This window comes from Saccharopolyspora sp. NPDC002376, from assembly GCF_053593195.1.
In genome coordinates this window covers 25389-51574 of sequence record NZ_JBSFBZ010000011.1, presented here as the reverse complement: position 1 = coordinate 51574, position 26186 = coordinate 25389, and the positions used below count along the sequence as shown (strand labels likewise).

Sequence of the window (26186 nt, the reverse complement as noted above, 5' to 3'; positions counted from 1 at the left end):
GCGGTGTCCTGCGGAACGGGGTCGGTCGATCACCGGACGTTCGCCCTCGGCGGACTTGTCCACGATCGTTCTCGTTAGGGCCGTCGGATGAGTAACGTAGGGAGCGTTCACGCGTGGTGCACGCGGTAGGCGACGAAGGAAGGGAGGCGCGCGATGACCGTATTGTTGCGGGAGGCGGTCGGTGACCGACTGCGCCGCGCCCGGACCGCACAGTCTCGGACCTTGCGGGACGTTTCGCGCGCTGCCCGGGTGAGCCTCGGATATCTCTCCGAGGTCGAACGGGGCCGCAAGGAGGCGTCCAGCGAACTGCTCGCCTCGATCTGCGGCGCCCTCGACCTGCCGTTGCCGGAGCTGTTGGTGACCGTGGCCGGTGACCTGGACGAGACGATGATCGTTCCGTCGGGTGTTGACCGCGCGACGGACGGGGACCGCCTGGTGCCCAGCCTGATCGGCACCGAGCTCACCGAGACCGAGCTGGCCCAGCAGCAGCTGGCCGGTGCCGAGGCCGGCCAGGACGCCGAGCCGCGCGCTTGCGCGGACCGTTTGCAGCCGGTGCTCAGCCAGCGCATCAGCGCCCCGGTGCGCAAGCCGGGCGGTGTCGTGGTGGCGGCGTAAGATCCTGTTTTCGAACTCGTTTTGCGTGGCGGTGCGGGTAGCGGAACCTCAGCGCCCGCCAGGACTGCGGGTGCCCACCCTTATGTATGGCCAATACACGGCGGCTGGGCCGTCCTCGCCAGGCGAACGCTGAGAACCCGCGGCGGTGCGAGTTGCGAGGGTAGGCTATGCGCCTGGCGGTGCATCACAACAAAAGATGAAAAACCAGGATCGAAGACAGGTTCTAAAGCCTCGTCAGGCGGGGTCAAAACCCGAAAATCAGACGTCTGGTCGTGGGTGCCGGGACGGATCATGTCCGCTTTGGTGCTCACGGCCCTTTTTGGTACCCGGTGCGCGCCGCCCGGGGGTGGGCTGGTTCGATCTTAGGCGTGACTCCGGGGCAAGCCCGGAGATCTACCGTGTTTGGTGGAAGCGGGCACGACTACCTGACACGATGGAACCAGCCGACACGCCCGGTGCGTTGTGTCGGCAGTGGGGCAGCCGAGCAGCAGCAGAAGAAGGCAGGCGGAGGAGATGGCCAATCCGTTCGTGAAGGCGTGGAAGTACCTCATGGCGGCGTTCTCGTCGAAGGTGGACGAGCACGCCGACCCAAAGGTGCAGATCCAGCAGGCCATCGAGGAAGCCCAGCGGCAGCATCAGGCGCTTTCCCAGCAGGCCGCCTCGGTGATCGGCAACCAGCGGCAGCTGGAGATGAAGCTCAACCGCCAGCTCGGCGAGGTCGAGAAGCTGCAGGCGTCGGCCAAGCAGGCGCTGGTGATGGCGGACCAGGCGCGGGCCAACGGTGACGAGGCCAGCGCGCAGAAGTACGAGGAGACCGCGACTCAGCTGGCCAGCCAGCTGGTCACCGCGGAGCAGGGCGTCGAGGACCTCAAGACGCTGCACGACCAGTCGCTGGGTGCTGCTGAGCAGGCCAAGCAGGCCGTCGAGCGCAACGCCCAGGTCCTGCAGCAGAAGATCGCCGAGCGCACCAAGCTGCTCAGCCAGCTGGAGCAGGCGAAGATGCAGGAGCAGGTCTCGGCGTCCATGCGCCAGATGACCGAGGTCGCCGCGCCGGGCAACACGCCGTCCCTGGACGAGGTGCGCGACAAGATCGAGCAGCGCTACACCACCGCGCTGGGCCAGGCCGAGCTGGCGCAGAACAGCGTGCAGGGTCGGATGATGGAGGTCGAGCAGGCGTCCGTCGACGCCGCCGGTGCCAGCCGACTCGCGCAGCTGCGCGCTTCGATGGCCCCGGGTCAGCAGCAGATCTCCGGTGGTGCGCAGGCTCCGGCCGAGCCGGCGACCAACCCCCAGCAGCAGCAGAACCCGCAGGCCGGCCAGGCCTGAGCGAGCGCAGGGTGGGGCCGTCGCGCAAGAACGAGCTGGCGCAGCTGGGCGAGGCAGCGCTCGAGCAGCTGCGCGGTCCTGTTCTGTCCGAAGTTCGCCGGAAGATCGCCAGGTGGCGTGATCCGCGGGCGCGGGCGTTGCGGCAGCGCAAGCGGGTCAAGCGGACCGCCACGGCTGGCGCTGCGAGCGCTGGCGTGTTCGGTGCCGGGGCGGTGACCTCGGCGTCCGTCCCGGTGTTGTGGGAGTGGGGCGGATCTGTTGGTTTCTTCCTGCAGGATGTGACGACGTTCGGACTCGGTGGCCTCGCTGTGATCGGCGGGGCCACCGCTGTTGGTGCCGGGATGAAGTACCGGCGGCTCAAGAAGACACCGCTGCCCGAGGCGCCGCCGGAGCCGGTCGCGCTGCCGGCGTCCGGGTCGGCTGCGCGGGCGCCGATGCAGCGGCTGCGGGATGCCGAGCGGAGCTTGCACGGAGCGCTGCAGCAGTTGACGTCGGCGGGCGCGGGTAGCGCCGCAGCCGATGCGCGCGGAACCGCGGACGGCGTGGCAGCGGAGCTGCGGCGGGGCGCGGAGCGGCTGGTCGCCGTGGAAGCGGCGATCCCGCACGCGCCAGCGGGGGAGCGGGCCGCGCTGCGGTCGGACGTCGAGCGGCTCCGTCAGGAGTTGGACGAGGGCGTTGACGGCTACGGCGCGCTGGTGGCCGCTGCGGGACGCGCGGTCGCGGCCAGCGGGGCGTCGGAGCAGAATCACCTGTTGCAGGACGCAACCGACCGGTTGGCCGGGTTGGCTGACGGGTTGCGGGAGCTGTTCGGTCCCGAGGGGCGCAAGTAGATCTATGCGACACGCCATCATCGCTGGTAGCGGTGGTTCTGCTGGTGCATGTCTTGATTGTGCGATGCGAAATAGTAATCTTCCCTCGTCATCACAGGCCGTGACATGAAACCCGCCTGATCGGGTTAGCCGGGGGGAGGCGACGTGGCGTTGTGGACCGTGCACGGCAACGGTCGACGCCTCGTGCGTGATGCCGTGGTGGCCTCCGAAGAGCGGCTGAGCTGGCCGTTGACCATCGGTTTCGGCATCCAGCACCTGCTCGCGATGTTCGGCACCACCACGCTGGTCCCGCTGCTCACCGGATTCCCGGTCGGCACCACCTTGCTGCTGTCCGGCCTGGGAACCCTGCTGTTCCTCCTGCTCACTCGCAACCGCGTGCCCAGCTACCTGGGTGCCTCGGTGGCCTTCGTGGTCCCGCTGAACGCGGCGGCGAAGGAAGCAGGGGCGACTCCTGCTGCGCTGCTCGGCGGCATCGTCGTGGTCGGCATCGTGGTGTTCACCGTCGGGGTGGCGGTCAAAGCGCTCGGCGTGAGATTGCTGGAGTCGGCGATGCCGCCGGTGGTGACCGGCGCGATCGTCCTGATGATCGGCTTGAGCCTCGCCCCGCAGTCGGTGTCGTCCTTCGACCAGCAGCGGGTGCCGGCCTCGCTGACCCTGGGCACGGTCGTGCTGCTGATCGTGATCAGCCGGGGCATGGCAGCGCGGATCGCGGTGCTGATCGGCGTGCTGGTCGGCTGGTGCTACGCCGCGATGTCCGGTCAACTCGTGCCGGAGCGCCTCGCGGAGCTGGCCGACGCGCCCTGGGTCGGCCTGCCGCAGCTCATCGCGCCGCTGGTGCACGTCGCGGTGATGCCGTTCGTGCTGCCGCTGGTGATCGTGCTGGTCGCCGAGCACGTCGCGCACCTGAAGGCGGTGGCGGCGATGAGCGGCCGCGACCTCGACCCGCACGTCGGCGATGCGTTGATCAGCGGTGGGTTGGCGACCACGCTGTCGGGAGCGGCGGGTGGTTCGCCGCTGAGCAACTACGCGCCGAACGTCGGGGTGATGGCGGCGACGCGGGTGTACTCGACGGCGGCTTGCGTGGTGGCTGCGATCGCGGCGGTGGTGCTGTCGTTCTCGCCGAAGCTGGCGGCCCTGATCAACACCATTCCGATGGGCGTGCTCGGCGGCGCGACGCTGGTGCTGTTCGGGATGTTGGCCTTGGTGGGCGTGCGGATCTGGCTGGACGCGCGGGTGGACTTCGCGGACCCGGTGAACCTGGTGGTGCTGGGCACCGCGGTGATCGCCGGAGTCGGCGACCTGACGCTGCACGTCGGCGAGCTCCGCGTGACGGGCATCGTCTGGGGCTCGGTGGGCATCGTCCTGGTCTACCCGCTGCTGCGCAGCATCGCCGACAGCCGCAACAAGTCCCAAGAGGCCTGACGCTCAGTTCTGCTTATAACTGTCCGGACGTTCGTCCTCCTCCACCTCGTCATCGTCCGCGCGCTGTTTGCGGCCGGCGCGCAGCGCGCGGGCGAGCACGAGGTTGAACGCGAGCGCCACTTCCCGCGCACCCGGCGTGCCCCACTGGTGGATCGGCATGCACGCGCCTTGGGCCTGCTGCACGGCCAAGCGGTCCGGCAGCGCGACGGGCATGACCAGCGGTCCGAAGATGTCGCGCAGCTCGTCGATGCGGAACTGGTGCTCGTGCGACCGCGGCCGCACCCGGTTCACGATCACCCCGAGCGGCTGCAGCTTCGAGTTGGTGGAATTGCGCTCGGCCTGAACGGCCTCGAAAGCCCGCTGTACGCCGGAAACCGCGAAGATCGTCGGTTCGGTCACCAGCAGCGCGCGATCGGCGGCGACCAGCGCGGAACGGGTCAGACGGCCGAGCGAAGGCGGGCAGTCCAGCAGGACCAGCTGGTAGGGCAGCTCGCCGTCCTCGATCAGACCGTCCAATGCGGACAGCGCGGTGGTCAGCCGGGACAGGTGCTCGTCGTCATGGTGTCCGTTGTGGCTCTCGGCGTCCTCGGAACCGACCAGCACGTCGACTTCCTCGCCCCACGAACTGCCGGTCACGGCCTCCCGCAACACCTCCGGGCTCGGATCGGCGAGCACATCGCTGAGCCCCTTGGTGGTCTCCGCGGGCTCCAGGCACGAGGTCGCGTTGCACTGCGGATCGAGGTCGACGACCAGCGTCCGAACGCCACGACGCATGGCGGCCGAGGCGAGACCGAGCACCACGGTCGTCTTCCCCACGCCACCCTTGAGGCTCAGCACTGCCACGGTCTGCACGCACGTAGCCTACGTAACCCGATTTGCTTGATTCCAGTGGTTGGTTTGCTTGGCGGTGCAAGTAGCGGAACCTCAGAGGCTTTCTCGCTGCGGGATCCCGTTTTTATGCATGACCGATGCACGGCAAACGGGCTGTCCTCACGAGAAGGACTCTGAGAACCCGCGGCGGTGCAAGCTGCGAGGGTGGGGTATGCGCCGGGCGGCGGATGCGACATCTTTCGCGCGGTGCGAGCTGAGCTTCGCGGTTGCTGTTCACCACCGAAAGCACCTCCGGTGCTTGCCTGACGACGGCTGATCCGACGGGTTCGCCTCGCCGCCGTTCGTTGTGGTGGGCGGTGGTGGTTTGTCGGGTTCGGCTCGTTGGTGTTGCATCTGCCCGGACCGAGTCGGGGGAGGAGGGCTGGTCGGCTGGGAGGTGGCGACGACCCGGCATTACGCTGCTAGGCATGAGATCGGACGCCGTCCACCAGGTGCTGGAAACCGAACTCGCCGACGCCCGACGGCGGCGTGGTGGGGAACCGCCGCGCGTGCTCGACGTCGGTGGCGGCAGCGGGGTTTGGGCGGTTCCGCTGGCTTCCGCGGGTTGCGCGGTGACGGTGGTGGATCCGAGTCCGAACGCGCTGGCCACGCTCCAGCGGCGGGCGGACGACGCCGGGGTGGCCGACCGGATCACCCCGCTGCAGGGCGACACCGACGCGCTGTCTGCGCTGAGCCCGGAGGGCGGCGCGGACCTGGTGCTCGCGCACGGCCTGCTGGAGGTCGTCGACGACGTCGACGCGGCGGTCTCCGCGCTGGCTGCCGCGATTGCGCCGGGAGGCGTGCTGTCGGTGCTGGTCGCCAACCGCTACGCGACGATCATCGCGCGGGCGCTGGCCGGTCGGGTCTCCGATGCGCTGCAGTTGATCCAGGACGCCGATGGTCGGCTCGACGCCGCCTCGGACACCCTCCAGCGGCGGTTCGACGTCGACGGTCTCGAACAGGTGTTGACCGCTGGCGGGCTGAAGGTCGAGCTGATCCAGGGGCAGGCCGTGCTCAGCGATCTGGTGCCCGGCTCGGTGCTGGACAACAACCCGCGGGCGGCCGACGAGTTGGCGGAACTGGAGCGGATCGCGGCCGTGCAGTCGCCGCTGCGCGACATCGCCACCCGCCTGCACGCCGTTGCCCGCGCTTGATCGGCCACCACCGGATGTGACCGGCGTCGGTGGCGAAACCGGGGCATTGGCGGGGTGAGCTGGGGCGATGCGTTCTGGGCGGGGGCGGGCGCGCTGAGATCACTGCCCCGAGAGGATGATGTCGGCAACCTCGCACAGCTACCTGCCAGGACCGGGTAGTACTCGCGTCGCGGGAACCGTATCCTCAGTGGTGACGCCCCCAAGCGTTCGCCGGTCCCCAGCCGAAGTGAGTCGATCACTCCGGTCCGGCGCCACTGAGACCCCTGTGCCGGAGGAGGAGTCATGCCACTCTCCGAGCACGAGCAGCGACAGCTCGAACAAATCGAGCGCGCGCTCTACGCCGAGGACCCCAAGTTCGCCTCCACCGTGCGCGGAGGACGACTGCAACGCCCATCCCGACGTCGGCGACTGCAAGGCATCGCAGTCTTCGTGCTGGGATTGGCCCTGCTGGTAATCGGTGCGGTGATCCCGGCTCTGCGGCCGGCCGACATCCCCGTGTTGAGCGTGGTCGGCTTCCTCGTGATGTTCGGTGGAGCAGTGATCGTCCTGTCCGCGTTGCGCGGAGGTGGGGACGACAACGAACCGGTGCCGGAGAACGGTGGTACGCGCCCGAAGCGGGGCTCGAACCGCGGCAGCGCCGGACGGAGTTCCTTCGCCCAGCGCATGGAAGAGCGCTTCCGCAAGCGCTTCGAGCAGTAAGATCTCTCATCGAGCGATGATCGCCGCCAGGCCACGCACCTGGCGGCGATCATCGCTTTGTGCTGCCCGAACCCCGTGAGCACTTCGCGGTGCCACCGCGGCCCACGCTCGCCACCAGCCGAAAAGCCCCCCCCGCACAACCAGATCCAGACGCCGTGTCACCTCGGTGTGTCGGGCAGGGTGCCAATTCCTCGCGAAATTGGGCCAGCCCTTCACACGACCACCACCCCCCAAGGTGGCGCTACGCGCCGCTGCCATTTAGGCCCGGGTGACGGAGCGGGGGTCAGGGCTGGGGCGGAGGAGTTGGAGGACTGAGCGGGGGAACGCTCGGGAGCGGAGGTCGAGCGGGGTTGCTCGGCGGAGGCTGTCGAGGACGGTCTGCAGCGTTTCCGGCAGCGACTCGTCCGGCTGGCCGTTCGAGGAGTACCACTCACGTTCGACCGCCATGACCAGTGCTCGCATCGCCTTGGCCCCGGACTCGTCGAGGGCGTGGTGTTCGAGCAGCTTCGTCGCGACCTGGCGGGCTGTGTCCGTCGCCGCCGGTTGGGCTCCGCGGTCCCGGAACTCGTCGAGCACTTCCTGCCAGGCCAAACCAGCCGATCCCGCCGCTCCGCCGAAGATCGCGTGCAAGCGCTGCTTCCGCCGCACTTCCCGCGCCACAGCCGGAGCCGCGAGCAGCACGAGTGTGAGGACCAGCACGCCGATGGCGACCGGCCACGGGTTGCTCTGCTGGGTCTCCCGCAGATCCACCGGGGCCGGGTTGGCGCCCTGGTTGTCCTGCGGATCGCCGCCGGGCGTGGACCCGTCGGTCGACGGGGTGCTCGGCTGCGCCGGGTCGGGTGCCGACGACGGCTGCTGGGGCGGGTGCAGCTCGCTGTTCAGGTACTGCGGCAGCGCGGCCCGGCCATCGCTGAGCGGCGTCGGGTCGAAGGTCTGCCAGCCCCAGCCGGGGAAGTAGGCCTCCACCCAGGCGTGCGCGTCCTCGGTGGTGATCACCCGCTCGTCGCCCTCCCGGTAGCCCGCGGTGAACCCGATGGCCACCCGCGACGGGATGCCGACGGCGCGCAGCAGGGCCGCCATCGACGAGGCGTACTGCTCGCAGAACCCGCGCTTGCCGTGGAACAGGAACTCCGAGAGGGCGTCGCCGCCGCCCGCCGGGGCGGTTCGCAGGTCGTAGCGGAACCCGTTGCTCGGATCGGTGAAGTACCGGTTGAGCGCGACCGCCTTGTCGAACTCGGTGTCGGCGTCCGCGGTCAGGCGTTGCGCCAGGTCGGTGACCTGCGGCGGGATCCCGGTGGTGTCCAGGTACTCCGGCGCCACCCGCATCGGGCCCCGCGCTTCGCGCAGCTGCTCCGGCGACGGCTTGGGCACGACCAGCTGCTGGACGTAGGGACGGCTCTCCTGGTTGGTCTGGGTGAAGACGATCCCGGAGGCCGGGTCGTAGCGCCAGTTCACACCCATCCCGGACAGTCCGCGCGGTATGCCGAACACCGGCAGCCACGGGTCCCGGTAGCCGATGGGCAGGATCTGGACCCGCTCGACGTCACCGTCGCCGATGTCGGTGCCCTCCGGCAGCGGGAGCTGGGCGTTCGCCTCGACCCCCTGCGTCAGGCCCTCCAGCTCCCAGCCGCGTTCCGGGTCGAACTTGCGCAGCGTCAACGCCCGAAGGTACGTCGCTTCCTTCAGACCGCGGACGCGGAACAGCTCCACCTCCTTGTCCCGGTTGAGCTGGCCGCGCAGCGAGGTGAACGGCTGCAGCCCTATCCCGTCGGTGCCGCCGAACTGCTCGGGCACCGAACCGGGCAACCGGCCCTCGGTGCCGACGCCGGTGAACACCACGCCGGTGAGCAGCGCGATCACCCCGGCCGTCCCGGCCACCGCGGTGCTGGTGGGGCCGAACAGCGCGCGCGTCACCTGCACGCGGTCCTCGTGGCTGCGCCACCGGTGGTGCTGACCGCCTGAGGCGAGCAGCACGGCGAAGCCGACGCCACCTGCGACGAAGGTCCACCACGGCAGCATGGTGTCGGACAGCGATGCGGGGATCGCGAACACGCACAGCAGCAGCAAGCCGCTGACCGCCGGACTGCGCAGACCCACCACGACCAGGTCGACGACGATCGCGACCAGGCCCAGCCCCAGGCAGACCAGGGCCTGCAGCGCGGGTTCGGCGGGAACCGGCGGAACACCGGTGCGCACCACGTCGGCCGCGCCGGACAGCAGCTCGCCGAGCTCGGAGATCGCGGCCGGTCCGGGCAGCAGCCCGAGCACGGCCCGCTTGGCGAACTGGGAGCTGAGCACCACCAGCACCCCGGCCGCCTGGGCGGAGGCGGTCGCGTAAGGCGGCCAGTGCAGCCGTCGCCCCAGCACTCCGAGGGCTGCCACGACGACGATCACGAGCAGCGTGGGGAACACCCACCGGCTGTCGGCCAGCACCCCGGCGAACGACGTCGACGCGCACAGCACCGAGAAGGCAGCGGCGGCCGTGGCCACCAACGACGTGTCGATCGCGGCCACCATCCGGCGCTCGGTCACGGCAGCACCTCCGATTCCGGTGCGGTGGTGGTGCGGCACAGCTCCTGCCAGATCTCGCTGATCGAGGTGTTCGAACCGGACGCGACGACCACGGTCCAGCCCGCCGCGCGCAGCCGCCGGGCGGCCGGTTGCGGGTCGTAGCCGCCGTCGCCGTTCCAGGCGCCGACGTCGAGCAGCACCACGAGGCTGCGGGTCTCCTGCGGGCGGAGCTTGGTCAACTCGTCCACCGCCGCGGGCGTGGCCTGGCCCAGCACCGCGATCAACTCCTGCCCGGAACCGGGGTCGTGGCTGAACACCAGGTCGCGCTGCGACGACGCGCGCACCGCCGCCAGCGCGTCCAGCACCGCGTCGTCGTACCCGTCGCTGGAGGTCGCCGCGCCGGCGGCCAGTTGCGCGCCGTCCTCGGTGCTCACCTGCACCTGCTGTCCGTGCTGGTGCAGGTGCAGGCAGAAGCTGGCCACCGCGGAGACCGCCCACTCCAAGCTGCTGCGCGCGCCGCTACCGCGGTGCGCCGCCGAACGCCGGTCGAGCAGCACCGTCACGCCCGCGTGCCAAGGGCGCTCTTCGACGCGCACCATCAGCTCGTCGCGGCGCGCAGTGGACTTCCAGTGCACGCGGCGGATGTCGTCGCCGTGCCGGTACTGCCGCACCACCGCGTCGTCCTCGCCGTGCCCGGCGCGCAGCCGGGTCGCGCCGTCCTCGCCGGTGCCCAGCCCGGAACCGGCGGGCAGTCCGCTCAGCGGAACGACCTTCGGCACCGCGACGAGCCGACTGCGACCGGCCAGCTCCCGCTCGAACTCGGCCAGTCCGAACGGGTCGTCGATGCTGGTGCGCAGCGGTCCGATCTGGTGGACGCCGCGCAACACCGGCGACACCGGGTACTCCAGGACCGCGCCGCCGTGCTTGGGCACCGCGTCCAGCTGGAACCGGTGCCGTCCGCCGAGCGCGTGGGGCGTGTTGTCCTCCAGCATCAGCCCGCCGATCGGCATCCGGCCGCTGGCGGAGACATGCAGCTGAACGGTCGCCTGGCCACCGACCGGGATCCGCGTCGGCACCACTTCGCGCCGGGCGGCGACGCCGAACCGGGTTCGGCTGGTGAGCAGCAGGGCCAGCAGCGGCAGCGCGATCACGAACGCCGAGACCCGCAGGAGGTCTCGCTCGTCGAGGACCAGCGCGCAGATACCGGCGGCCACGCCCGCCGCCAACAAGCAGCGCCCGCGGATGGTCAGGCCGGAGAGCATCCTTACCTGCGTTCGCGGTCGGTGTCGCCGCGCGGCACCGGAGTCCGGCTCAGCAGCTGGCGCACCAGTTCGGTCGTCGAGCGCCGCGCGGCGCGGGCCTCGCTGGTCAGCACCAGCCGGTGGGCCAGTACCGGGATCGCGACCGCCTGCACATCGTCGGGGATGGTGAAGTCGCGTCCGGCCAGCGCGGCCTGCGCGCGAGCTGCCCGCACCAGCTGCAGCGTCGACCGGGGCGAGGCGCCCAGCCGCAGCTCGGGCAGCTGACGGGTCGCGGTCACCAGCTCGACCGCGTAGCGGCGGATCTCGGTGGAGACGTGCACCTCGCGCACGGCCTGCAGCAGGCTCTTCACCTCGGCGCCGTCGGCGACCGGGCCCAGGTCGGCCAGCGGATCGTGCCCGGCGTGCTCGTCGACCATCGCCAGCTCGGCCTCGACGTCCGGGTAGCCGATCGACACCCGGGCGGTGAAGCGGTCCCGCTGAGCTTCCGGCAGCGCGTAGGTGCCTTCCATCTCGATCGGGTTCTGGGTGGCGATGACCATGAACGGCGAGCTCAGCGGGTAGGTCTCGCCGTCGACGGTGACCTGCTTCTCCTCCATGCACTCCAGCAGCGCGGATTGCGTCTTGGGGGAGGCGCGGTTGATCTCGTCGCCGACCACGACGTTGGCGAACACCGGACCGGGGCGGAACTCGAAGTTCTCGGTCTGCCGGTTGTACACCGACACACCGGTGATGTCGCTGGGCAGCAGATCGGGGGTGAACTGGATCCGGCTCACCGTGCAGTCGATGGACTTGGCCAGCGCCTTGGCCAGCGAGGTCTTGCCGACCCCGGGCACGTCCTCGACCAGCAGGTGGCCTTCGGCGAGCATGGTGACCAGCGCCACCCGAACCACCTCGGGCTTGCCCACCAGCACCTGCTCGACGTTCGCGGCGATGCGCTGAACGGTGCTGTGCAGCTGGTCCACGTCGGGCTTCGTCGGCGAGTCGCCGTCATCGGTCGCCGGGGCACCGGACAGCTCCGTCCTGGGCGTCACGCCACCTCCTGGTCGTCGCGGTGCCCGGGGAGGCCCGAGCGGATTTCCACCGCCACTCGCGGGGCGCCCGCACGAGCGGAAAGCGCGCGAGTGTCGCTCAAGACGCCTCCATGTGCTCTGCCGGGCCAACCCCGCGCCCGGTGCTCGGCCGATGGCAGGTCCGGGGCGGCGTGCACGTGCAGTGTGCCAAACCGGTGGGGCCTGGCGGGACACCCGCACCGCTGCGGTGGCGACCGCCCCACTCCTCCCCACCGATCGGTCGAGATCGGGGTCCGGGCTGGACGGGCACTGAGCATAACCGCGTACCCGAAGGGGTTGATCAAGGTCGGTCCGCTGAGACCCCCCACTTCGGAAACACCGGGCACTACCTGCGCAAACGGTGTCGACGGGGGTTGCCGAGGTGGGGCGATTCGTGTTGACGGTGGAGCGAAGTGGGGTACTGTGGGGCGAGGTGGGGCAAACGGGGGTCCTACCGCTTTCGCCGGGCACCGCTGATCACGGCCGGTGAGGGTTTCGACCCGGGTGGTTCGCCCGGGCCGGAGTGCCGCTGCGGCGGGTCCGGGGTCGCAGGACGAGCGGCCCGGGGGCGGGGGAGGTGCACCGGGATGTTTCTCGGTACCCATCACCCGAAGCTCGACGACAAGGGGCGCTTGACGCTGCCGGCGAAGTTCCGGGAAGCAATGGCGGGGGGGTTGATGGTCACCAAGGGACAGGACCACTGCCTCTACGTCTTCCCGCGCGACGAGTTCGAGCAGATGGCGCGCAAGGTCGCCGAGGCCCCGTTCACCAACGAGGCGGTCCGCGCCTACCAGCGCTACCTGTTCGCCGGCACCGATGAGCAGGAGCCGGACGGTCAGGGCCGGATCAAGATCGCCACCGAGCTGCGTCGCTACGCCGGGCTGACCAAGGAGTGCGTGGTCATCGGCGCGATCAACCGGTTGGAGATCTGGCAGGCGGAGAGGTGGCAGAGCTACCTCGACGACCACGAGGAGGGCTATGCGCAAGCGTGCGAGGAGGTGTTGCCGGGCGTCTTCTGATCGGTGTGCGTGTTGACAGCGGGGATTCGGGTTTCGTGAGGCCTCGGTCCGCTCGGCTATCGCATGCCTGGTGCATCTTCCCCGGCACCAGGACGCGACGGGCGGGCGGGGACCTGACGGGATCCGGACATCCACACGAGACACTGGGATGTCAGAAACATGTCCAGCCGGATCCCGGCATCGCCGAGCCCCAAGCGGGCCGGCAATACCGACATCGCCACGCGCGGGCCTGCGGGCCCGCGCGTGCCGGTTGACGGAGCACGACGGGAACGGCACGCGGGAGGGAGGGACCGCCGTGGCCGAACAGCGGTATGAAGAGGGCGGGTCCGCCCGCGACAAGCACGTGCCGGTGCTGTTGGACCGGACGTTGGAACTGCTCGAACCCGCGCTGTCCCGCGACGGCGCGGTGGTCGTCGACGCCACGCTCGGCATGGGCGGGCACTCCGAGGCGATGCTGGCCGCGCACCCGGGGCTGACGCTGGTCGGACTCGACCGCGACCCGGACGCGCTGCGACTGGCCGGGGAGCGGCTCGAGCCCTACGCGTCGCGAATCCACTTGGTGCACGCCGTTTACGACGAGTGGGCCGAGGTGCTGGTCGACTTGGGACTGTCCGAGGTGGACGCCGCGCTGTTCGACCTCGGGGTTTCCTCTCTGCAGCTGGACGAAGCCGCCCGCGGTTTCGCCTACGCCCAGGACGCGCCGCTCGACATGCGGATGGATTCGGGCGCGCCGCGCACTGCGGCGGACGTGCTCAACACCTACTCCGCGGAAGAGCTGGCTCGGGTGCTGCGCACCTACGGCGAGGAGAAGTTCGCGGGCAAGATCGCTTCCGCGATCGTCCGGGAGCGCCAGAAGGAACCGTTCAGCAACAGCGCTCGGCTGGTGCAGCTGCTCTACGACACGGTGCCCGCGGCCAGCCGGCGCACCGGCGGCCACCCGGCCAAACGCACCTTCCAGGCGCTGCGCATCGAGGTCAACGCCGAGCTCGACGTGCTCGAGCGGGCGCTGCCCGCGGCGCTGGACTCGCTGGCGGTGGGCGGTCGGATCGCGGTGATGTCCTACCACTCGCTGGAGGACCGGATGGTCAAGCGCGCTCTCGCCGAGCGGGTGAAGTCGCGGACCCCGGTCGACCTGCCGGTGGAACTTCCCGGGCACGGGCCGGAATTCCGCTTGCTCACCAGGGGCGCCGAGGTCGCCGGCGAGCAGGAGGTCGAAATCAATCCGAGGGCTGCGTCGGTGCGGTTGCGCGCCGCGGAGCGCATCGGTGTGGGGAAGACATGAGCAGCGCGGGGCGTGCGGGTGACGTGCCCCTGACTGCTCGGGACGTCGGCGCGCGCGTGCTCCGCGGAGCACCCGCGCGGGTGTCCATTGAGGAACAGGAGGCGGCATGACAGCACCTGCACGCGCCAAGAAGTCCGCTTCGCGGTCGGGGTCAGGGGAGCGCGCGCAGTCGGCCGCCAAGAAGACCACTGCGAAGAAGACGACCCAGACCAAGACCACCGCGAAGTCCGCCACCAAGACGGACAAGCCGCGGTCGCGGTCGGCCGCGGCGGAACGCGCCTACGCGCGCCGCGAGGAGCGGCGGGAGCGTTCGACGCGGGAGCCGTCCGTGCGGCGACCGCGCCAGGTGCGCACCGGCTCCGAGGACCGGCGCCCGACAACGGCGAAGCCGAAGACCAGGGCGAAGCAGCTGCAGGAGCGGGTGTCGTTCGCGCGGCTGCCGCTGGTCGTCATGGTGATGTCGGTGCTGGCCGTCGGTCTGGCCGCGACGCTGTGGCTGTCCATCGCCGCAGTCAGCGGCAGCTACCAGCTGCAGCGCGGTGAGGCCGAGATCGCGCAGCTCAACGAGCGCCGTGAACGGCTGCTGCGCGAGGTCAGCTCGCTGGATTCGCCGCCGGCGATCCAGCGGCGAGCCACCGAGGACCTCGGCATGGTGCCCGGGCCGACCCCGGCGCACCTGGTGATGCAGCCGGACGGCACGGTGCTGGTGATCGGCGAGCCGGAGAAGGCTTCGGCGCCGCCGCCCCCGGCACCGCCAGCGCCTCCGGCGGGGGAGCAGCCGTCCGCTGAACAGCCGCCAGAGGTGGCGGCGGAGGGACGTTGATGGCTCGCAGGTCGACCAGGATCATCCGCGGCCGCACCGCGCGCACCAACGTCGCCGGTAGCAACCGGCGGCTGCGCGTGGGGCTGCTGGTGATGGTTGTCGCGCTGGTGCTCGCCAGCGCGAAGTTGATCCAGGTGCAGGGTTTCGAAGCCAGCGCGCTGTCCGAACAGGCCATGAAGCAGCGGTTGGACCGCTCGGTCATCCCGGCCGAGCGCGGGTCCATCATGGACCGCAGCGGCAACGTGCTGGCCTTCAGCAGCGAGGCCCGGCAGCTCTACGCCAACCCGCGCCTGCTCAACAAGGAGCTCGACGAGCAGCACGCGAAGGACCCGAGCAAGCCGACCGCGGCGGAGTACAAGCAGGAGATCGCCCGCTTCATCGCGCAGGAGCTGCCGGGCGTGATCTCCGAGCAGGAGGTGCTCGACGCGCTGTTCCGCGACGTCGGGTTCACCTACTTCGGCCCCAAGATCGACCCGGGCAAGGCGCGGGAAATCACCACGAAGTACCCGCAGATCGGCTCCGAGTACCAGGCCACCCGCGAGTACCCGGGTGGTGACCTGGCGGCGAACATCATCGGTGCGGCGAACTGGCGCAAGGACGAGGTTCCCGGCAAGCTGCGCGGCCAGATCGGGCTGGAGTCCTCGATGGACTCGGTGCTGGCGGGCAAGGACGGCCAGCAGGTCTCCGACACCGCGCTGGGCTCGAACCTGGTCATCCCCGGCACTCAGGAGCTGGAGCCGGCGGTTCCGGGGTCCGACGTGGAGTTGACCATCGACTCCGACGTGCAGTTCATGCTGCAGCGCGAACTCGCCGACTACGCCCGCACGGCGCAGGCCAAGAACGCCAGCGCGGTGGTGCTTGATGCCAAGACCGGTGAGGTTTACGCGCTGGCCAACGACAAGACCTTCGACCCGAACGGCGAGTGGGGCGAGGACACCGGCAACCCGGCGGTGACCACGCCCTACGAACCGGGTTCGGTGGCCAAGCTGATCACTGCGGCCGGGGTGATCGAGGACGGGATCATGAAGCCCGACACGGTGCTCCAGGTGCCGGGCAGCATCAAGGTCGCGGACCGCACCGTCAGCGATGCGTGGCCGCACGGCACCATCCCGATGACCTTCACCGGCGTGATGGGCAAGTCCTCGAACGTCGGCACGCTGATGGCCGCCCAGCAGCTCGGTGAGCAGCGCTGGTACGACTTCGCCCGCGCCTTCGGGCTGGGGCAGCGCACCGGTGTCGGACTGCCGGGCGAGAGCGGCGGAACCCTGCCGCCGCCCGACCAGTGGTCCGGCTCGTCGTTCGGCAACCTGCCGATCGGCCAGGGCCTTTCGATGACCGTGCTGCAGATGGCCAGCATGTACCAGGCGATCGCCAACGACGGCGTCCGGGTGCCGCCGCGGATCATCTCCGCGGAGATCGGCCCGGACGGCAAACGCGTCGAACGCCCCCGCCCGGAGGGTGTTCGCGTGGTCAGCCCGGAAACCGCGCACACGGTGAAGGACATGCTGCGGTCGGTGGTCCAGGAGGGCCCGAAGCCGAACAACGGCACCGGCCCGGCCGCGGCGCTGCCGGGCTACCAGGTCTCCGGCAAGACGGGTACCGCCCAGCAGTACGACCCGGCCTGCAAGTGCTACAGCAACTCGAAGCACTGGATCACCTTCGCGGGAGTCTTCCCGGCGGACAGCCCCCGCTTCGTGATCGGCCTGATGCTCGACCGCCCGGCCTACGGAAGCCAGGAAGGCTCCACCGCGGCGCCCCTGTTCCACAACATCGCGTCCTACCTGGCCCAGCGCTACCAGCTACCGCTGTCCAAGGAACAAGCCCCGGTCCAAATCCTCCAACTCCCGACTCCGTGACCAGAGGGCGTGCTGCCGGGTAGCACGCCCTCTTAGAACCTGGTTTTGAACTCGTTTTGCGTGGCGGTGCGGGTAGCGGAACCTCAGCGCCCGCCTGGACTGCGGGTGCCCTGACTTATGTATGCCAATACACGGTGTCAGGGCCGTCCTCGCCAGGCGAACGCTGAGAACCCGCGGCGGTGCCAGTTGCGAGGGTGGGCTATGCGCCTGGCGGCGCATCAAAGCAAGAGATCAAAAACAGGCACTTCGGCATCAGGCCTCGTTACCGGGGTTTTCGGTCGGGGCGTTGGCTCGGGACAAGGTCAGGAAGAGGGCTGCCGCTGCGAAGCCGCAGCAGGACAAGAGGTAGAGGCCTGCTGATGGGGAGTCGAGGGTGGTCTCGATCCAGTTCTTGGCGACTGGGGCTACGAATCCGCCTAGGTTGCCCAGCGAGTTGATCAGGCCGATGCCCGCTGCTGCGGCCGTTCCGGTCAAGTAGGCCGCTGGGAAGGTCCAGAAGACCGGTTGGACCGAGATGTATCCGGCCGCCGCTATCGACAGTCCGGCGATCGCCAGGACCGGAGTGGCGAAGTAGGCCGAGGCCGCGATGCCGACCGAGCCGCCTGCCACGCACGCTGCGGCGACGAAGCGCTTCTTCGGTTGGGCGAGGCGGTCGGCGCTGGTGGACACCGCGATGTTGACCAGCAGCGCGATGGTCCACGGGATCGCCGTGACCAGGCCGACGAGCAGTCCGACCTCGGTGCCCACCGCATCGGCCACCTGCGTAGGCAGGTAGAAGGTCATGCCGTACACGCTGCACTGGATCAAGAAGTAGATCAGGCAGAAGTACAGCACCCGCGGATCGAGCAGTGCGGTCCGCAATCGGTGCGGGCCGTGTGCCTGTTTTGCCTCGGCTTCCTGGTCGACCGCGTTCTGCAGCGCGTGGCGCTGGTCCTGGGTCAGCCACTTCGCGTCGGCTGGTTTGTTGTCCAGGTAGAAGAACGCCCACACCCCGACCACGCAGGCGATCAGGCCTTCCACTGCGAACATCCACTGCCAGCCGAGAATGCCGGCCACGCCGTCGAGTTCCAGCAGCAGTCCGGACAGCGGTCCGCCCAGCACCGAGGCGAGCGGGATGCCGAAGTAGAACAGCGCGTTGCAGCGCGCCCGGTAGGCGTGCGGAACCCAGTGGGTGATGAACAGGATGACGCCGGGGAAGAAGCCGGCTTCGGCCACGCCGAGCAGGAATCGCAGCAGGTAGAACAGGAACTCGTCGTTGACCAGGGCCATCGCGGAGGAAATCAGGCCCCAGGTGACCATGATCCGGCACATCCACCAGCGGGCGCCGACCCGCATCATGATCAGGTTGCTGGGCACCTCGAACAGCGCGTACCCGATGAAGAACAGCCCTGCGCCGAGCGCGTAGGACGCTTCGGAAATGCCGGTGTGCGCCTGGAACTCCTCCTTGGCGAACCCGATGTTCACGCGGTCCAGGAACGCGATGACGTACATGAACAGCAGGAACGGCAGCAGTCGGACCATGACGCGCCGGATTGCGGTGGTCAGCGCCTCGCCGGACGCCCGTTCGCCGGTGTGCACCCTGCCTCCTCGTCGAGGTAGTGGTACGAAATTCCGAACACTGTCCGTGATGTGGATCACGAGCCTAGGGTCGCCGCTCGACGCGAGTCAATCAGCCGTTCGGTATAGCAATCGCTGTTCGAAATCGCGGATGGGCCGTTGCGTCGCGATGATCGAGCTGGTTACGTCGCAGCGACGGGTCAGGTACTCAGCGAGGAGGGTGCATGCCGCGGCGCAGCGCGAGTTGGTTCGGAGCACACGGGAGGGCCGGGATGACCGCCCGGTCCTGGGTGAAGAACCAAGGCTACAGCGAAGAGGTCTTCGACGGGCGTCCGGTGATCGGCATCGGAACCACCTGGTCGGAGCTCGCGCCCTGCAACGCCCACCAGCAGCGGATCGCCGAGGCGGTCAAGCGCGGGGTGTGGCAGGCGGGCGGGTTCCCGCTGGAGTTCCCCAACATGGCGTTGGGGGAGACGTTGATGCGGCCGACCACGATGCTCTACCGGAACCTGCTGGCGATGCAGGCCGAGGAGACCATCCGCGCCAACCCGCTGGACGGCGTGGTGCTGCTGTCCGGCTGCGACAAGACCACGCCGGGTCTGCTGATGGCCGCGTCCAGCGTCGACCTGCCGGCCGCGATGCTCACCGGCGGTCCGATGCTCAATGGCAAGTACCGGGGCGCCGACATCGGCTCGGGAACCGCTGTGTGGCAGGCGGAAGCCGACCTGGTGGCGGGGCGGATCACGCAGGACGAGTGCTACTTCATCGAGGGCTGCATGTCCCGCTCCAACGGGCACTGCATGACGATGGGCACCGCTTCCACGATGGCGTGCATCGTCGAAGCCCTGGGCATGCAGCTGCCGTACGCGGCGTCCTGGCCAGCGGTCGACGCCCGCCGCTACGCCGCCGCGCAGCAGACCGGCCAGCGCATCGTCGAGATGGTCGAGGAAGACCTCAAACCGTCCGATGTGCTCACTCGCGACGCGTTCCGCAACGCCATCCGCGCCAACGCGGCCATCGGCGGGTCGACCAACGCCGTCGTGCACCTGATCGCGATCGCCAAGCGGGTCGGGGTGGAGCTGACCGTCGACGACTTCGACACTGATACCCGGGACGTGCCGACGCTGGTGAACCTGCAGCCCAGCGGCCAGTTCCTGATGGAGGACTTCTGCTACGCGGGTGGATTACCTGCGGTGCTGAAGGAGCTCGGCGACCTCGTTGAGCGGTCGGCGATCACGGTCAACGGCCGGTCGATGGGCGAGAACATCGCCGACGCCGAGGTGCACAACCGCGAGGTGATCACCCCGTTGGACGAGCCGTTCCAAGCCGTTGGCACCGGAACTGCGGTGCTGCGCGGATCGCTGGCGCCTCATGGCGCGGTGGTCAAGCAGTCCGCGGCGTCGGCCCGGCTGCTGAAGCACTGCGGCCCGGCGATGGTGTTCGAGGACGTCGACGAGTACTACGCGGTGTGCAAGGACGACGACCTGGACGTCGACGAGAACACGGTGCTGGTCATCCGCAACGCGGGCCCGAAGGGCTACCCCGGCATGCCGGAGGTGGCCAACGTGCCGGTGCCGAAGAAGCTCCAGGACCGCGGTTTCGACGACATCGTGCGCATCTCCGACGGCCGGATGAGCGGCACCGCCTACGGCACGGTGATCCTGCACGTCACCCCGGAAGCGGCGGCGGGCGGCCCGCTGGCCTTCGTCCGAACCGGCGACCTGATCAGCATCGACGTGCCCAACCGCCGCCTCGATCTGAACATCTCGGACGAGGAGCTGGAACGCCGGAGGGCGGAGTGGCAGGTGCCGGACAACCCGCACCCGCGTGGCTACCAGCGCCTGTACCACGATCACGTCCTCCAGGCCTCGGAAGGAGCGGACCTGGACTTCCTGGTCGGCAAATCCGGCAGCTACGTCCCCAGGGACGGCCACTGACCCGCGGCCTCCGTCGGCGAATCGAGTCGCGTCGCTCGTGGAGCGGAGGTCTTCGGGGCCGTCAGTGCAGCCAGCAGAGCCACTCTCGCAGCTGGCAGCGGAGCGACGCTGGTGCGACTTCCTCGGATTGACCATCAGCAGTCGTGAATGGGACGCGCAGAATCAGCGAACAGTTCCCGGAGGGATCAGGTTTGTGCTGATCAGGACATTCCGGATGGGCGGGGGCGCTTGAGGGGGACCGGTGGAGTCGTCGTTCGTCAGCGAGTGACCAAGTCGTCGGGGAGTCCCAACTCCGGACGAAGTCGGGACTCCCGTCCGTCCGTTGTGGACGAAGGCTGCGGTCAGCCGCGGCCCGGGACCTGCGGGTCGCTCCAGCGGAGGTAGTTGTTGTAGTAGGAGACGTCGTCGCCGTGACCGACCGCGCCTCCGACGCTGGTGGCGTAGAAACCGCCGTTGCCGTCGGCGATGCCGACGTGGCCGTACTGGCTGGTGTTCCAGTAGACGAACGCGCCCTTGGGTGGTGCGGAGCCGTCGGTGTGGGCTTTGCCGGCGTTGACGGCGCCGTTCCAGTGGTCGATGGCGGACGGCCAGACGCCAGTGGTGCCGTAGGCGTTCTCCGCGGCCATCTCGCAGTAGCCCTCGAGGGAGCTGTCGCCGATGCGGGCCTTGTACCAATCGATGGCACCCTGCGCGGTGCCGTCGCCGGGTGAGGCGATCTGAACTGCCTGCGGGGCGGGCTCGGCGAGCACGGCCGGGCTGGCGAGCGGGGCGAAGGCCAACGCCGCACCAACGCCGCAGGCGCTGGCTAATCGCGCGATACGTCGAATGTTCACGAGAACCTCCCGAAAATCGTTGATAAGCAACATTCAGGAGGGATACGCTAGCGATCACGCCTGCGGAGCACCAGCAAGATGCCCTGAACAGCCGATTAGCGCCATCAGTGGGCAAACCGCGACTCAATCATCCTCTTGCTCGGATTGATCTTCCTCTCCTCGGCGATGTTCTTCTTCCGGATCACCCCGTGGCCGCAATTCGTCGTCACGTATGGAGCCGTTGTATTCGTCCTGTTCGGGCTGATCTCCGCGCGCCCGATCCTGCGTCGAATATTGCGGTTCCTCTCGGGTTCATTGGCGCTGGGAGCCGCTCTCGGTGGTCATCATCTACGACCCGATGTGGCTGCCGGCGGAGGTGGTGCACATCAAGGGCTATCCACCGTCGGTGCAGTACGTGGTCGATGACGGGGACAACTATTCGACGATCCTGAGCCAGGATCGAAGGGTGGTCCGAATAGTGAAGCAGGACGATGTCCCGGGGAGGGCCCTCTGCAATGACAATCGGGCGACCGGCTATCTGGAATATTCTCATGAGGCAGAGGTGAATCTGCTCGATCGACTCGGTGTCACCAAGCCCCCGGGGCCGAGTGGAGGAATGTCCGCATGCGACGACGTCTTGGCGGCCGGCGTCGGGAATTCGAAGTGAACTGATGGCCCTTCGCTGCGCCTGCGGGTGATTTGTTCGGCGGTGGAGCCTCTCGATCCGAGACGGCGTCGCGGAGCGACGTCGGCGGGTGGTGGGGCGACCATGGGGATGCGGGTTCGGGGGGTACCGGTAGCCTGTCGCGACGTGCCTTCCGCGGTTGCCACAGCTCCGCCGCGCCCTTCCCACGTGGAGCCGGTGGAGATCGAGAAACTTGCCGACCACATCGGCGCGCGAGTGCTTCGCGCCCCAGGTCGGAGCGCTACCCCCGTGCCGGTGTCCGGGGCGACGCTGCGTGCTCAGCACGTTCGCCCCGGTGACCTGTTCGCCGCCTTGCCCGGTACTCGCGTGCACGGTGCGGACTTCGCCCAGGGCGCACTGGAATCCGGTGCTGTGGCGGTGCTCACCGACCAGGCCGGCGTCGACCGGGCGGAGCTCGCCGAGCACCCGGCCGTCGTCGACGGCAGCGTGGCCGTGCTGGTGCACGACGACCCGCGCGGCGTGCTCGGGTCCGCTTCGGCGTTGATCTACGGCGACCCGTCGAGCCGGCTGAAGATCCTCGGGGTGACCGGTACCTCCGGCAAGACGACCACGTCCTACCTGCTGGAGTCCGCGCTGCAGGCCGCCGGGTTCTGCACCGGGCTGGTCGGCACCGTGGAGACCCGCATCGCCGGTGAGCGGCTGGACAGCGCGTTCACCACCCCGGAAGCTCCCGACCTGCAGGCGCTGCTCGCGGTCATGGTCGAGCACGGGGTCACGTTCGTGCCGATGGAGGTCTCCAGCCACGCGCTGGCCATGGGCCGGGTGTCCGGCACCCGGTTCGCCGTCGGGGCGTTCACCAACCTCTCCCAGGACCACCTGGACTTCCATCGCGACCTGGAGGACTACTTCCAGGCCAAGGCGCTGCTGTTCGACGGCCGCGCCGAGCACGAGGTCGTCTGCGTCGACACCGACTGGGGACGCCGCCTGGTCAAGGAGGGCACCATCACGGTGTCCACCGAGGGCGACGCGAGCTGGTCGGCCACCGACGTGCAGGCCTTCGCCACCGGCGAGCAGGCCTTCACCGCGCACGGACCCGACGAGCTCGAGCTGCACATCCGGCTGCGGCTGCCCGGGCCGTTCAACGTCGCCAACGCGCTGCTGGCCATCGGCGTGCTGCACGCCGCCGGGGTGCCGACCTGGGCGATCGAGCGCGGGCTGGCCGAGGTCGACGTGCCCGGCCGGATGGAGCGGGTCGCGCTCGGGCAGGACTTCACCGCCGTCGTGGACTACTCGCACAAGCCCGGCGCGGTGTCCGCGGTGCTCGACGCGGCGCGCGCGCAGGTCGACGGCAACGTGATCGTCGTGCTGGGCTGCGGCGGCGACCGGGACGTGGCGAAGCGGCCGCTGATGGGCGAGGCTGCCGCCCGCCGGTCCGAGCTCCTGATCGTCACCGACGACAACCCGCGCAGCGAGGACCCGGCCGAGATCCGGGCCGCCATGCTGGCCGGTACCGAGGAGGTGCCCGCCGACGAGCGCGGCGAGGTGCTCGAGATCGGCGACCGGCGCGCCGCCATCGCGGCTGCGGTCGAGCGCGCCGCGCCGGGCGACATCGTCGTCGTCGCAGGCAAGGGCCACGAAACCGGGCAGGAGGTCGCGGGGGTCGTGCACCCGTTCTCCGACCGGGAGGAACTGGCCGCCGCGCTCCGCCATAGGCTTGGGGACCCAGAAGGGACCGATGTTCGTCGGGGGCAGGTCAACGAGGAGGCGTAGCGGGCGCGGAGTCGCGTTCGTGCAAGCCGACCGGGTGCGGGTGAGCCCGCAAGACGGAGTGGAGGCAAGTTGATCCGGCTCAGCCTCGCCGACATCGCGCGTGCGGTGGGTGGCGGGCTTCATCGTGCGGAAGGTTCGGAGACCGTCACCGCGGGCGTCGAGTTCGATTCCCGCAAGGTCGAGACCGGCGGGCTGTTCGTGGCCGTGCCGGGCGAACGGGTCGACGGGCACGACTTCGCCGCGCAGGCCATCGCCGACGGCGCGGTGGGCGTGCTCGCCGCGCGCGAGGTCGACGCGCCGGCGGTCGTGGTGCCGCCGATCCCCGACTCGGACCGCTCGGGCGCGCTGGCGCTCGCCGGGGACGAGGACGGCTCCGGCGCCGCGGTGCTGACCGGCCTGGCGAAGCTGGCCAGGTACGTGGTCGACCGCCTGCCGCAGCTCACCGTGGTCGGCGTGACCGGTTCGTCCGGCAAGACGTCGACGAAGGACTTGATCGCGCAGCTGCTGGAACCGATGGGTTCCACGGTCGCGCCGCCCGGCTCGTTCAACAACGAGCTCGGGCACCCGTGGACCGTGCTGCGCGCCGATGAGCAGACCAAGCACCTGGTGCTGGAGCTCTCCGCGCGCGGCGTCGGGCACATCGCGAGCCTGTGCGAGGTCGCGCCGCCGCACATCGGCGTGGTGCTCAACGTCGGGCACTCGCACGTCGGCGAGTTCGGCTCGCAGGAAGCGATCGCGCAGGCCAAGGGCGAGCTGCCCGAGGCGCTGTCCGCGGACGGCGTCGCGGTGCTCAACGGCGACGACCCGCTGGTCGCGGCGATGGCCGAGCGGACCGAGGCGCGCGTGGTGCTGGTCGGGGAGCGCCCCGACGCGCACGTGCGGGCCGAGGACATCGAGGTCGACGAGCTGGCGCGGCCGACGTTCACGCTGGTCACCGCCGAGGGCTCGGCGCGGGTGACGTTGCCGCTGTTCGGCGAGCACCACGTCGGCAACGCGCTGGCCGCCGCTGCGGTCGCGCTGGAGCTCGGTGCGAGCCTCGAGGAGGTCGCCGAGCGGTTGGGCTCGGTGCAGCGGGTGTCGGCGCGGCGCATGGAGGTCAGCAAGACCTCGGACGACGTCACCGTCGTCAACGACGCGTACAACGCGAACCCGGAGTCGGTGCGCGCCGCGCTGAAGACGCTGGCCGCGATGACCCGCGGTCGGCCGGGCCGGGCCTGGGCGGTGCTCGGGCCGATGGGCGAACTCGGCGAGTCCGCCACCGAGGCGCACGACGAGATCGGACGGTTGGCCGTCCGGCTGAACATCGACCGCCTGGTGGTGGTCGGCGAACAGGCCCAGGTGATGCACCAGGCGGCAACGCTGGAAGGGTCGTGGGGAGAGGAGTCGGTTCTGGTGCCGGACGTCGATGCGGCTGTCGCGCTGTTGCGCGCCGAGCTGCGTCCCGGTGACGTTGTCCTGACCAAGGCGTCGAACTCCGCCGGGTTGTGGCGGGTCGCCGATGCCTTGCTGGCTGCTGGTGATGCGGGGTGGCAGACGACGTGAAGCCGATCCTGGTGGCGGCCGCGGTCGCCCTCGTTGTCTCGATCCTGTTCACCCCCTACCTGATCCGGGTCTTCTCCAAGCAGGGCTTCGGCCAGGAGATCCGCGAAGAGGTGCAGAGCCAGCACGCCGCCAAGCGCGGCACCCCGACCATGGGCGGCGTGGCGATCCTGGTCGCCATGTGGTGCGGCTACCTGGCCACCCACCTGATCATGGGCGATCAGCCCACGGTCACCGGTCTGCTGGTGCTGGGCCTGACCACCGCGCTGGGCATCGTCGGGTTCCTGGACGACTTCATCAAGATCCGCAAGCAGCGCAACCTCGGGCTGAACAAGACCGCGAAGCTGGTCGGTCAGCTGGTGGCCTCCGTGCTGTTCGCGGTCCTGGCCATCCGGTTCCCGAACGAGCACGGCGTGACGCCGGCGTCCACCGAGCTGTCCTTCCTGCGCGACATCTCGGTGATCTCCTTCGGCGTGATCGGGTTCGTGATCTTCGCCTACGTGGCGATCAGCGGCTGGTCGAACGCGGTGAACTTCACCGACGGCATGGACGGCCTGGCCGGTGGTACCGCGGCGATGGTGCTGGCGACCTACGTGCTGGTCGCGTTCTGGCAGCTGCGCAACGACTGCTTCGCGCTGTCCGGTCCGGCGCCGGGCTGCTACACCGTGCGCGACCCGCTGGACATCGCGGTGGTCGCGGCCGCGGCGATGGCGGCCTGCGTCGGGTTCCTGTGGTGGAACGCCGCGCCCGCGAAGATCTTCATGGGCGACACCGGTTCGCTGGCGCTCGGCGGTCTGCTCGCCGGGCTGTCGATGGCCACCCGCACCGAGCTGTTGATGATCATCATCGGTGGCGTGTTCGTGGTCGAGGCGATGTCGGTGGTGCTGCAGATCGTGGTGTTCCGGACCACCCGGCGCCGGTTGTTCCGGATGGCCCCGTTCCACCACCACTTCGAGCTGGCGGGCTGGGCGGAGACCACGGTGATCATCCGCTTCTGGGTGCTCGCCGGGATCAGCTGCATGTTCGGCGTGGGCCTGTTCTACGCGGACTGGCTTTCCTCCGCGCTGCCGCGATGACGGTGCGGTCCGCGATTTCAATGGAAATCGGACATCCAATTTCCGTTGAAATCGCGGATTTCCGGTGTGTCGGGCGGCCGACACACCGGAGGTGTGGACAACTTCCGCGATTTCCATGGAAATTGCGGCCC

Annotated in this window: 21 protein-coding genes; 15 read left to right on the top strand and 6 right to left on the bottom strand. The window is 69.5% G+C overall.

Annotated features, from left to right (window positions below):
• Nucleotides 1-153 precede the first annotated feature (153 nt).
• The 4 genes from ACWCO2_RS10605 (at nt 154) to ACWCO2_RS10590 (ending at nt 4193) form a co-directional block, all read left to right on the top strand.
• Nucleotides 154-615 (top strand): helix-turn-helix domain-containing protein, encoded by a 462-nt coding sequence (locus ACWCO2_RS10605; RefSeq protein WP_450127470.1) that lies wholly within the window; start codon nt 154-156, stop codon nt 613-615.
• Nucleotides 616-1128: 513 nt separating this feature from the next.
• Nucleotides 1129-1941, top strand: a complete 813-nt coding sequence (locus tag ACWCO2_RS10600; RefSeq protein WP_450127469.1) for a PspA/IM30 family protein — start codon at nt 1129-1131, stop codon at nt 1939-1941.
• An 11-nt stretch (nt 1942-1952) separates the two neighbouring features.
• Nucleotides 1953-2771 carry a phage shock envelope stress response protein PspM gene (gene pspM, locus ACWCO2_RS10595; RefSeq protein ID WP_450127468.1) on the top strand — a complete coding sequence of 273 codons (819 nt, stop codon included), beginning with the start codon at nt 1953-1955 and terminating at the stop codon, nt 2769-2771.
• Nucleotides 2772-2915: 144 nt separating this feature from the next.
• Complete coding sequence (locus tag ACWCO2_RS10590; RefSeq protein ID WP_450127467.1) at nt 2916-4193, top strand: uracil-xanthine permease family protein; 1278 nt, start codon at nt 2916-2918, stop codon at nt 4191-4193.
• A 3-nt stretch (nt 4194-4196) separates the two neighbouring features.
• On the opposite strand, the gene ACWCO2_RS10585 is transcribed toward ACWCO2_RS10590, so the two are convergent.
• On the bottom strand, nt 4197-5045 hold the full coding sequence (locus ACWCO2_RS10585) for a ParA family protein (RefSeq protein WP_450127466.1): 849 nt from the start codon (nt 5043-5045) through the stop codon (nt 4197-4199).
• Nucleotides 5046-5491: 446 nt separating this feature from the next.
• On the opposite strand from ACWCO2_RS10585, the gene ACWCO2_RS10580 reads away from it, so the two are divergent.
• Together ACWCO2_RS10580 and ACWCO2_RS10575 are read left to right on the top strand one after the other, a co-directional pair.
• Entirely contained in the window at nt 5492-6217 is a 726-nt protein-coding gene (locus ACWCO2_RS10580; protein WP_450127465.1) for a class I SAM-dependent methyltransferase, read from the top strand.
• Nucleotides 6218-6499: 282 nt separating this feature from the next.
• On the top strand, nt 6500-6916 hold the full coding sequence (locus tag ACWCO2_RS10575) for a DUF3040 domain-containing protein (RefSeq protein ID WP_450127464.1): 417 nt from the start codon (nt 6500-6502) through the stop codon (nt 6914-6916).
• 258 nt (nt 6917-7174) lie between these two features.
• On the opposite strand, the gene ACWCO2_RS10570 is transcribed toward ACWCO2_RS10575, so the two are convergent.
• Genes ACWCO2_RS10570 through ACWCO2_RS10560 form a run of 3 tightly spaced genes read right to left on the bottom strand, consistent with a single transcriptional unit; the run spans nt 7175 to nt 11702 of the window.
• Nucleotides 7175-9448, bottom strand: coding sequence for a transglutaminaseTgpA domain-containing protein (locus ACWCO2_RS10570; protein WP_450127463.1), 2274 nt, complete (start codon nt 9446-9448; stop codon nt 7175-7177).
• Nucleotides 9445-10689, bottom strand: coding sequence for a DUF58 domain-containing protein (locus ACWCO2_RS10565; protein ID WP_450127462.1), 1245 nt, complete (start codon nt 10687-10689; stop codon nt 9445-9447). Before ACWCO2_RS10565 ends, ACWCO2_RS10570 begins: the two co-directional genes overlap by 4 nt.
• A 2-nt stretch (nt 10690-10691) precedes the next feature.
• Nucleotides 10692-11702, bottom strand: a complete 1011-nt coding sequence (locus tag ACWCO2_RS10560) for an AAA family ATPase (RefSeq protein ID WP_450127540.1) — start codon at nt 11700-11702, stop codon at nt 10692-10694.
• A 623-nt stretch (nt 11703-12325) separates the two neighbouring features.
• On the opposite strand from ACWCO2_RS10560, the gene mraZ reads away from it, so the two are divergent.
• From mraZ to ACWCO2_RS10540, 4 genes are all read left to right on the top strand, one after another.
• Nucleotides 12326-12757: a division/cell wall cluster transcriptional repressor MraZ gene (gene mraZ, locus ACWCO2_RS10555; RefSeq protein WP_450127461.1), complete on the top strand. Its 432-nt coding sequence runs from the start codon at nt 12326-12328 to the stop codon at nt 12755-12757.
• 295 nt (nt 12758-13052) lie between these two features.
• Complete coding sequence (gene rsmH / locus ACWCO2_RS10550) at nt 13053-14039, top strand: 16S rRNA (cytosine(1402)-N(4))-methyltransferase RsmH (protein WP_450127460.1); 987 nt, start codon at nt 13053-13055, stop codon at nt 14037-14039.
• Between the two features lie 106 nt (nt 14040-14145).
• Nucleotides 14146-14862 (top strand): FtsB family cell division protein, encoded by a 717-nt coding sequence (locus ACWCO2_RS10545; RefSeq protein WP_450127459.1) that lies wholly within the window; start codon nt 14146-14148, stop codon nt 14860-14862.
• Nucleotides 14862-16718 carry a peptidoglycan D,D-transpeptidase FtsI family protein gene (locus ACWCO2_RS10540; protein ID WP_450127458.1) on the top strand — a complete coding sequence of 619 codons (1857 nt, stop codon included), beginning with the start codon at nt 14862-14864 and terminating at the stop codon, nt 16716-16718. The genes ACWCO2_RS10545 and ACWCO2_RS10540 overlap by 1 nt, the downstream gene beginning before the upstream one ends.
• Before the next feature lie 252 nt (nt 16719-16970).
• On the opposite strand, the gene ACWCO2_RS10535 is transcribed toward ACWCO2_RS10540, so the two are convergent.
• Nucleotides 16971-18296, bottom strand: coding sequence for an MFS transporter (locus ACWCO2_RS10535; protein ID WP_450127457.1), 1326 nt, complete (start codon nt 18294-18296; stop codon nt 16971-16973).
• Between the two features lie 203 nt (nt 18297-18499).
• Here ACWCO2_RS10535 and ACWCO2_RS10530 point away from each other — a divergent pair, with 203 nt between their 5' ends.
• Nucleotides 18500-20212 carry an IlvD/Edd family dehydratase gene (locus ACWCO2_RS10530; protein WP_450127456.1) on the top strand — a complete coding sequence of 571 codons (1713 nt, stop codon included), beginning with the start codon at nt 18500-18502 and terminating at the stop codon, nt 20210-20212.
• 341 nt (nt 20213-20553) lie between these two features.
• Here the strand turns inward: ACWCO2_RS10530 and ACWCO2_RS10525 are convergent, their stop codons facing one another.
• Entirely contained in the window at nt 20554-21045 is a 492-nt protein-coding gene (locus tag ACWCO2_RS10525; RefSeq protein WP_450127455.1) for a CHAP domain-containing protein, read from the bottom strand.
• Between the two features lie 316 nt (nt 21046-21361).
• Here ACWCO2_RS10525 and ACWCO2_RS10520 point away from each other — a divergent pair, with 316 nt between their 5' ends.
• The 4 genes from ACWCO2_RS10520 (at nt 21362) to mraY (ending at nt 26055) form a co-directional block, all read left to right on the top strand.
• Nucleotides 21362-21691, top strand: coding sequence for a hypothetical protein (locus tag ACWCO2_RS10520; protein WP_450127454.1), 330 nt, complete (start codon nt 21362-21364; stop codon nt 21689-21691).
• Nucleotides 21692-21886: 195 nt separating this feature from the next.
• Nucleotides 21887-23440: a UDP-N-acetylmuramoyl-L-alanyl-D-glutamate--2,6-diaminopimelate ligase gene (locus ACWCO2_RS10515; RefSeq protein WP_450127453.1), complete on the top strand. Its 1554-nt coding sequence runs from the start codon at nt 21887-21889 to the stop codon at nt 23438-23440.
• Between the two features lie 69 nt (nt 23441-23509).
• Nucleotides 23510-24982 (top strand): UDP-N-acetylmuramoyl-tripeptide--D-alanyl-D-alanine ligase, encoded by a 1473-nt coding sequence (locus tag ACWCO2_RS10510; protein ID WP_450127452.1) that lies wholly within the window; start codon nt 23510-23512, stop codon nt 24980-24982.
• On the top strand, nt 24979-26055 hold the full coding sequence (gene mraY / locus ACWCO2_RS10505; protein WP_450127539.1) for a phospho-N-acetylmuramoyl-pentapeptide-transferase: 1077 nt from the start codon (nt 24979-24981) through the stop codon (nt 26053-26055). Before ACWCO2_RS10510 ends, mraY begins: the two co-directional genes overlap by 4 nt.
• Nucleotides 26056-26186 lie beyond the last annotated feature (131 nt).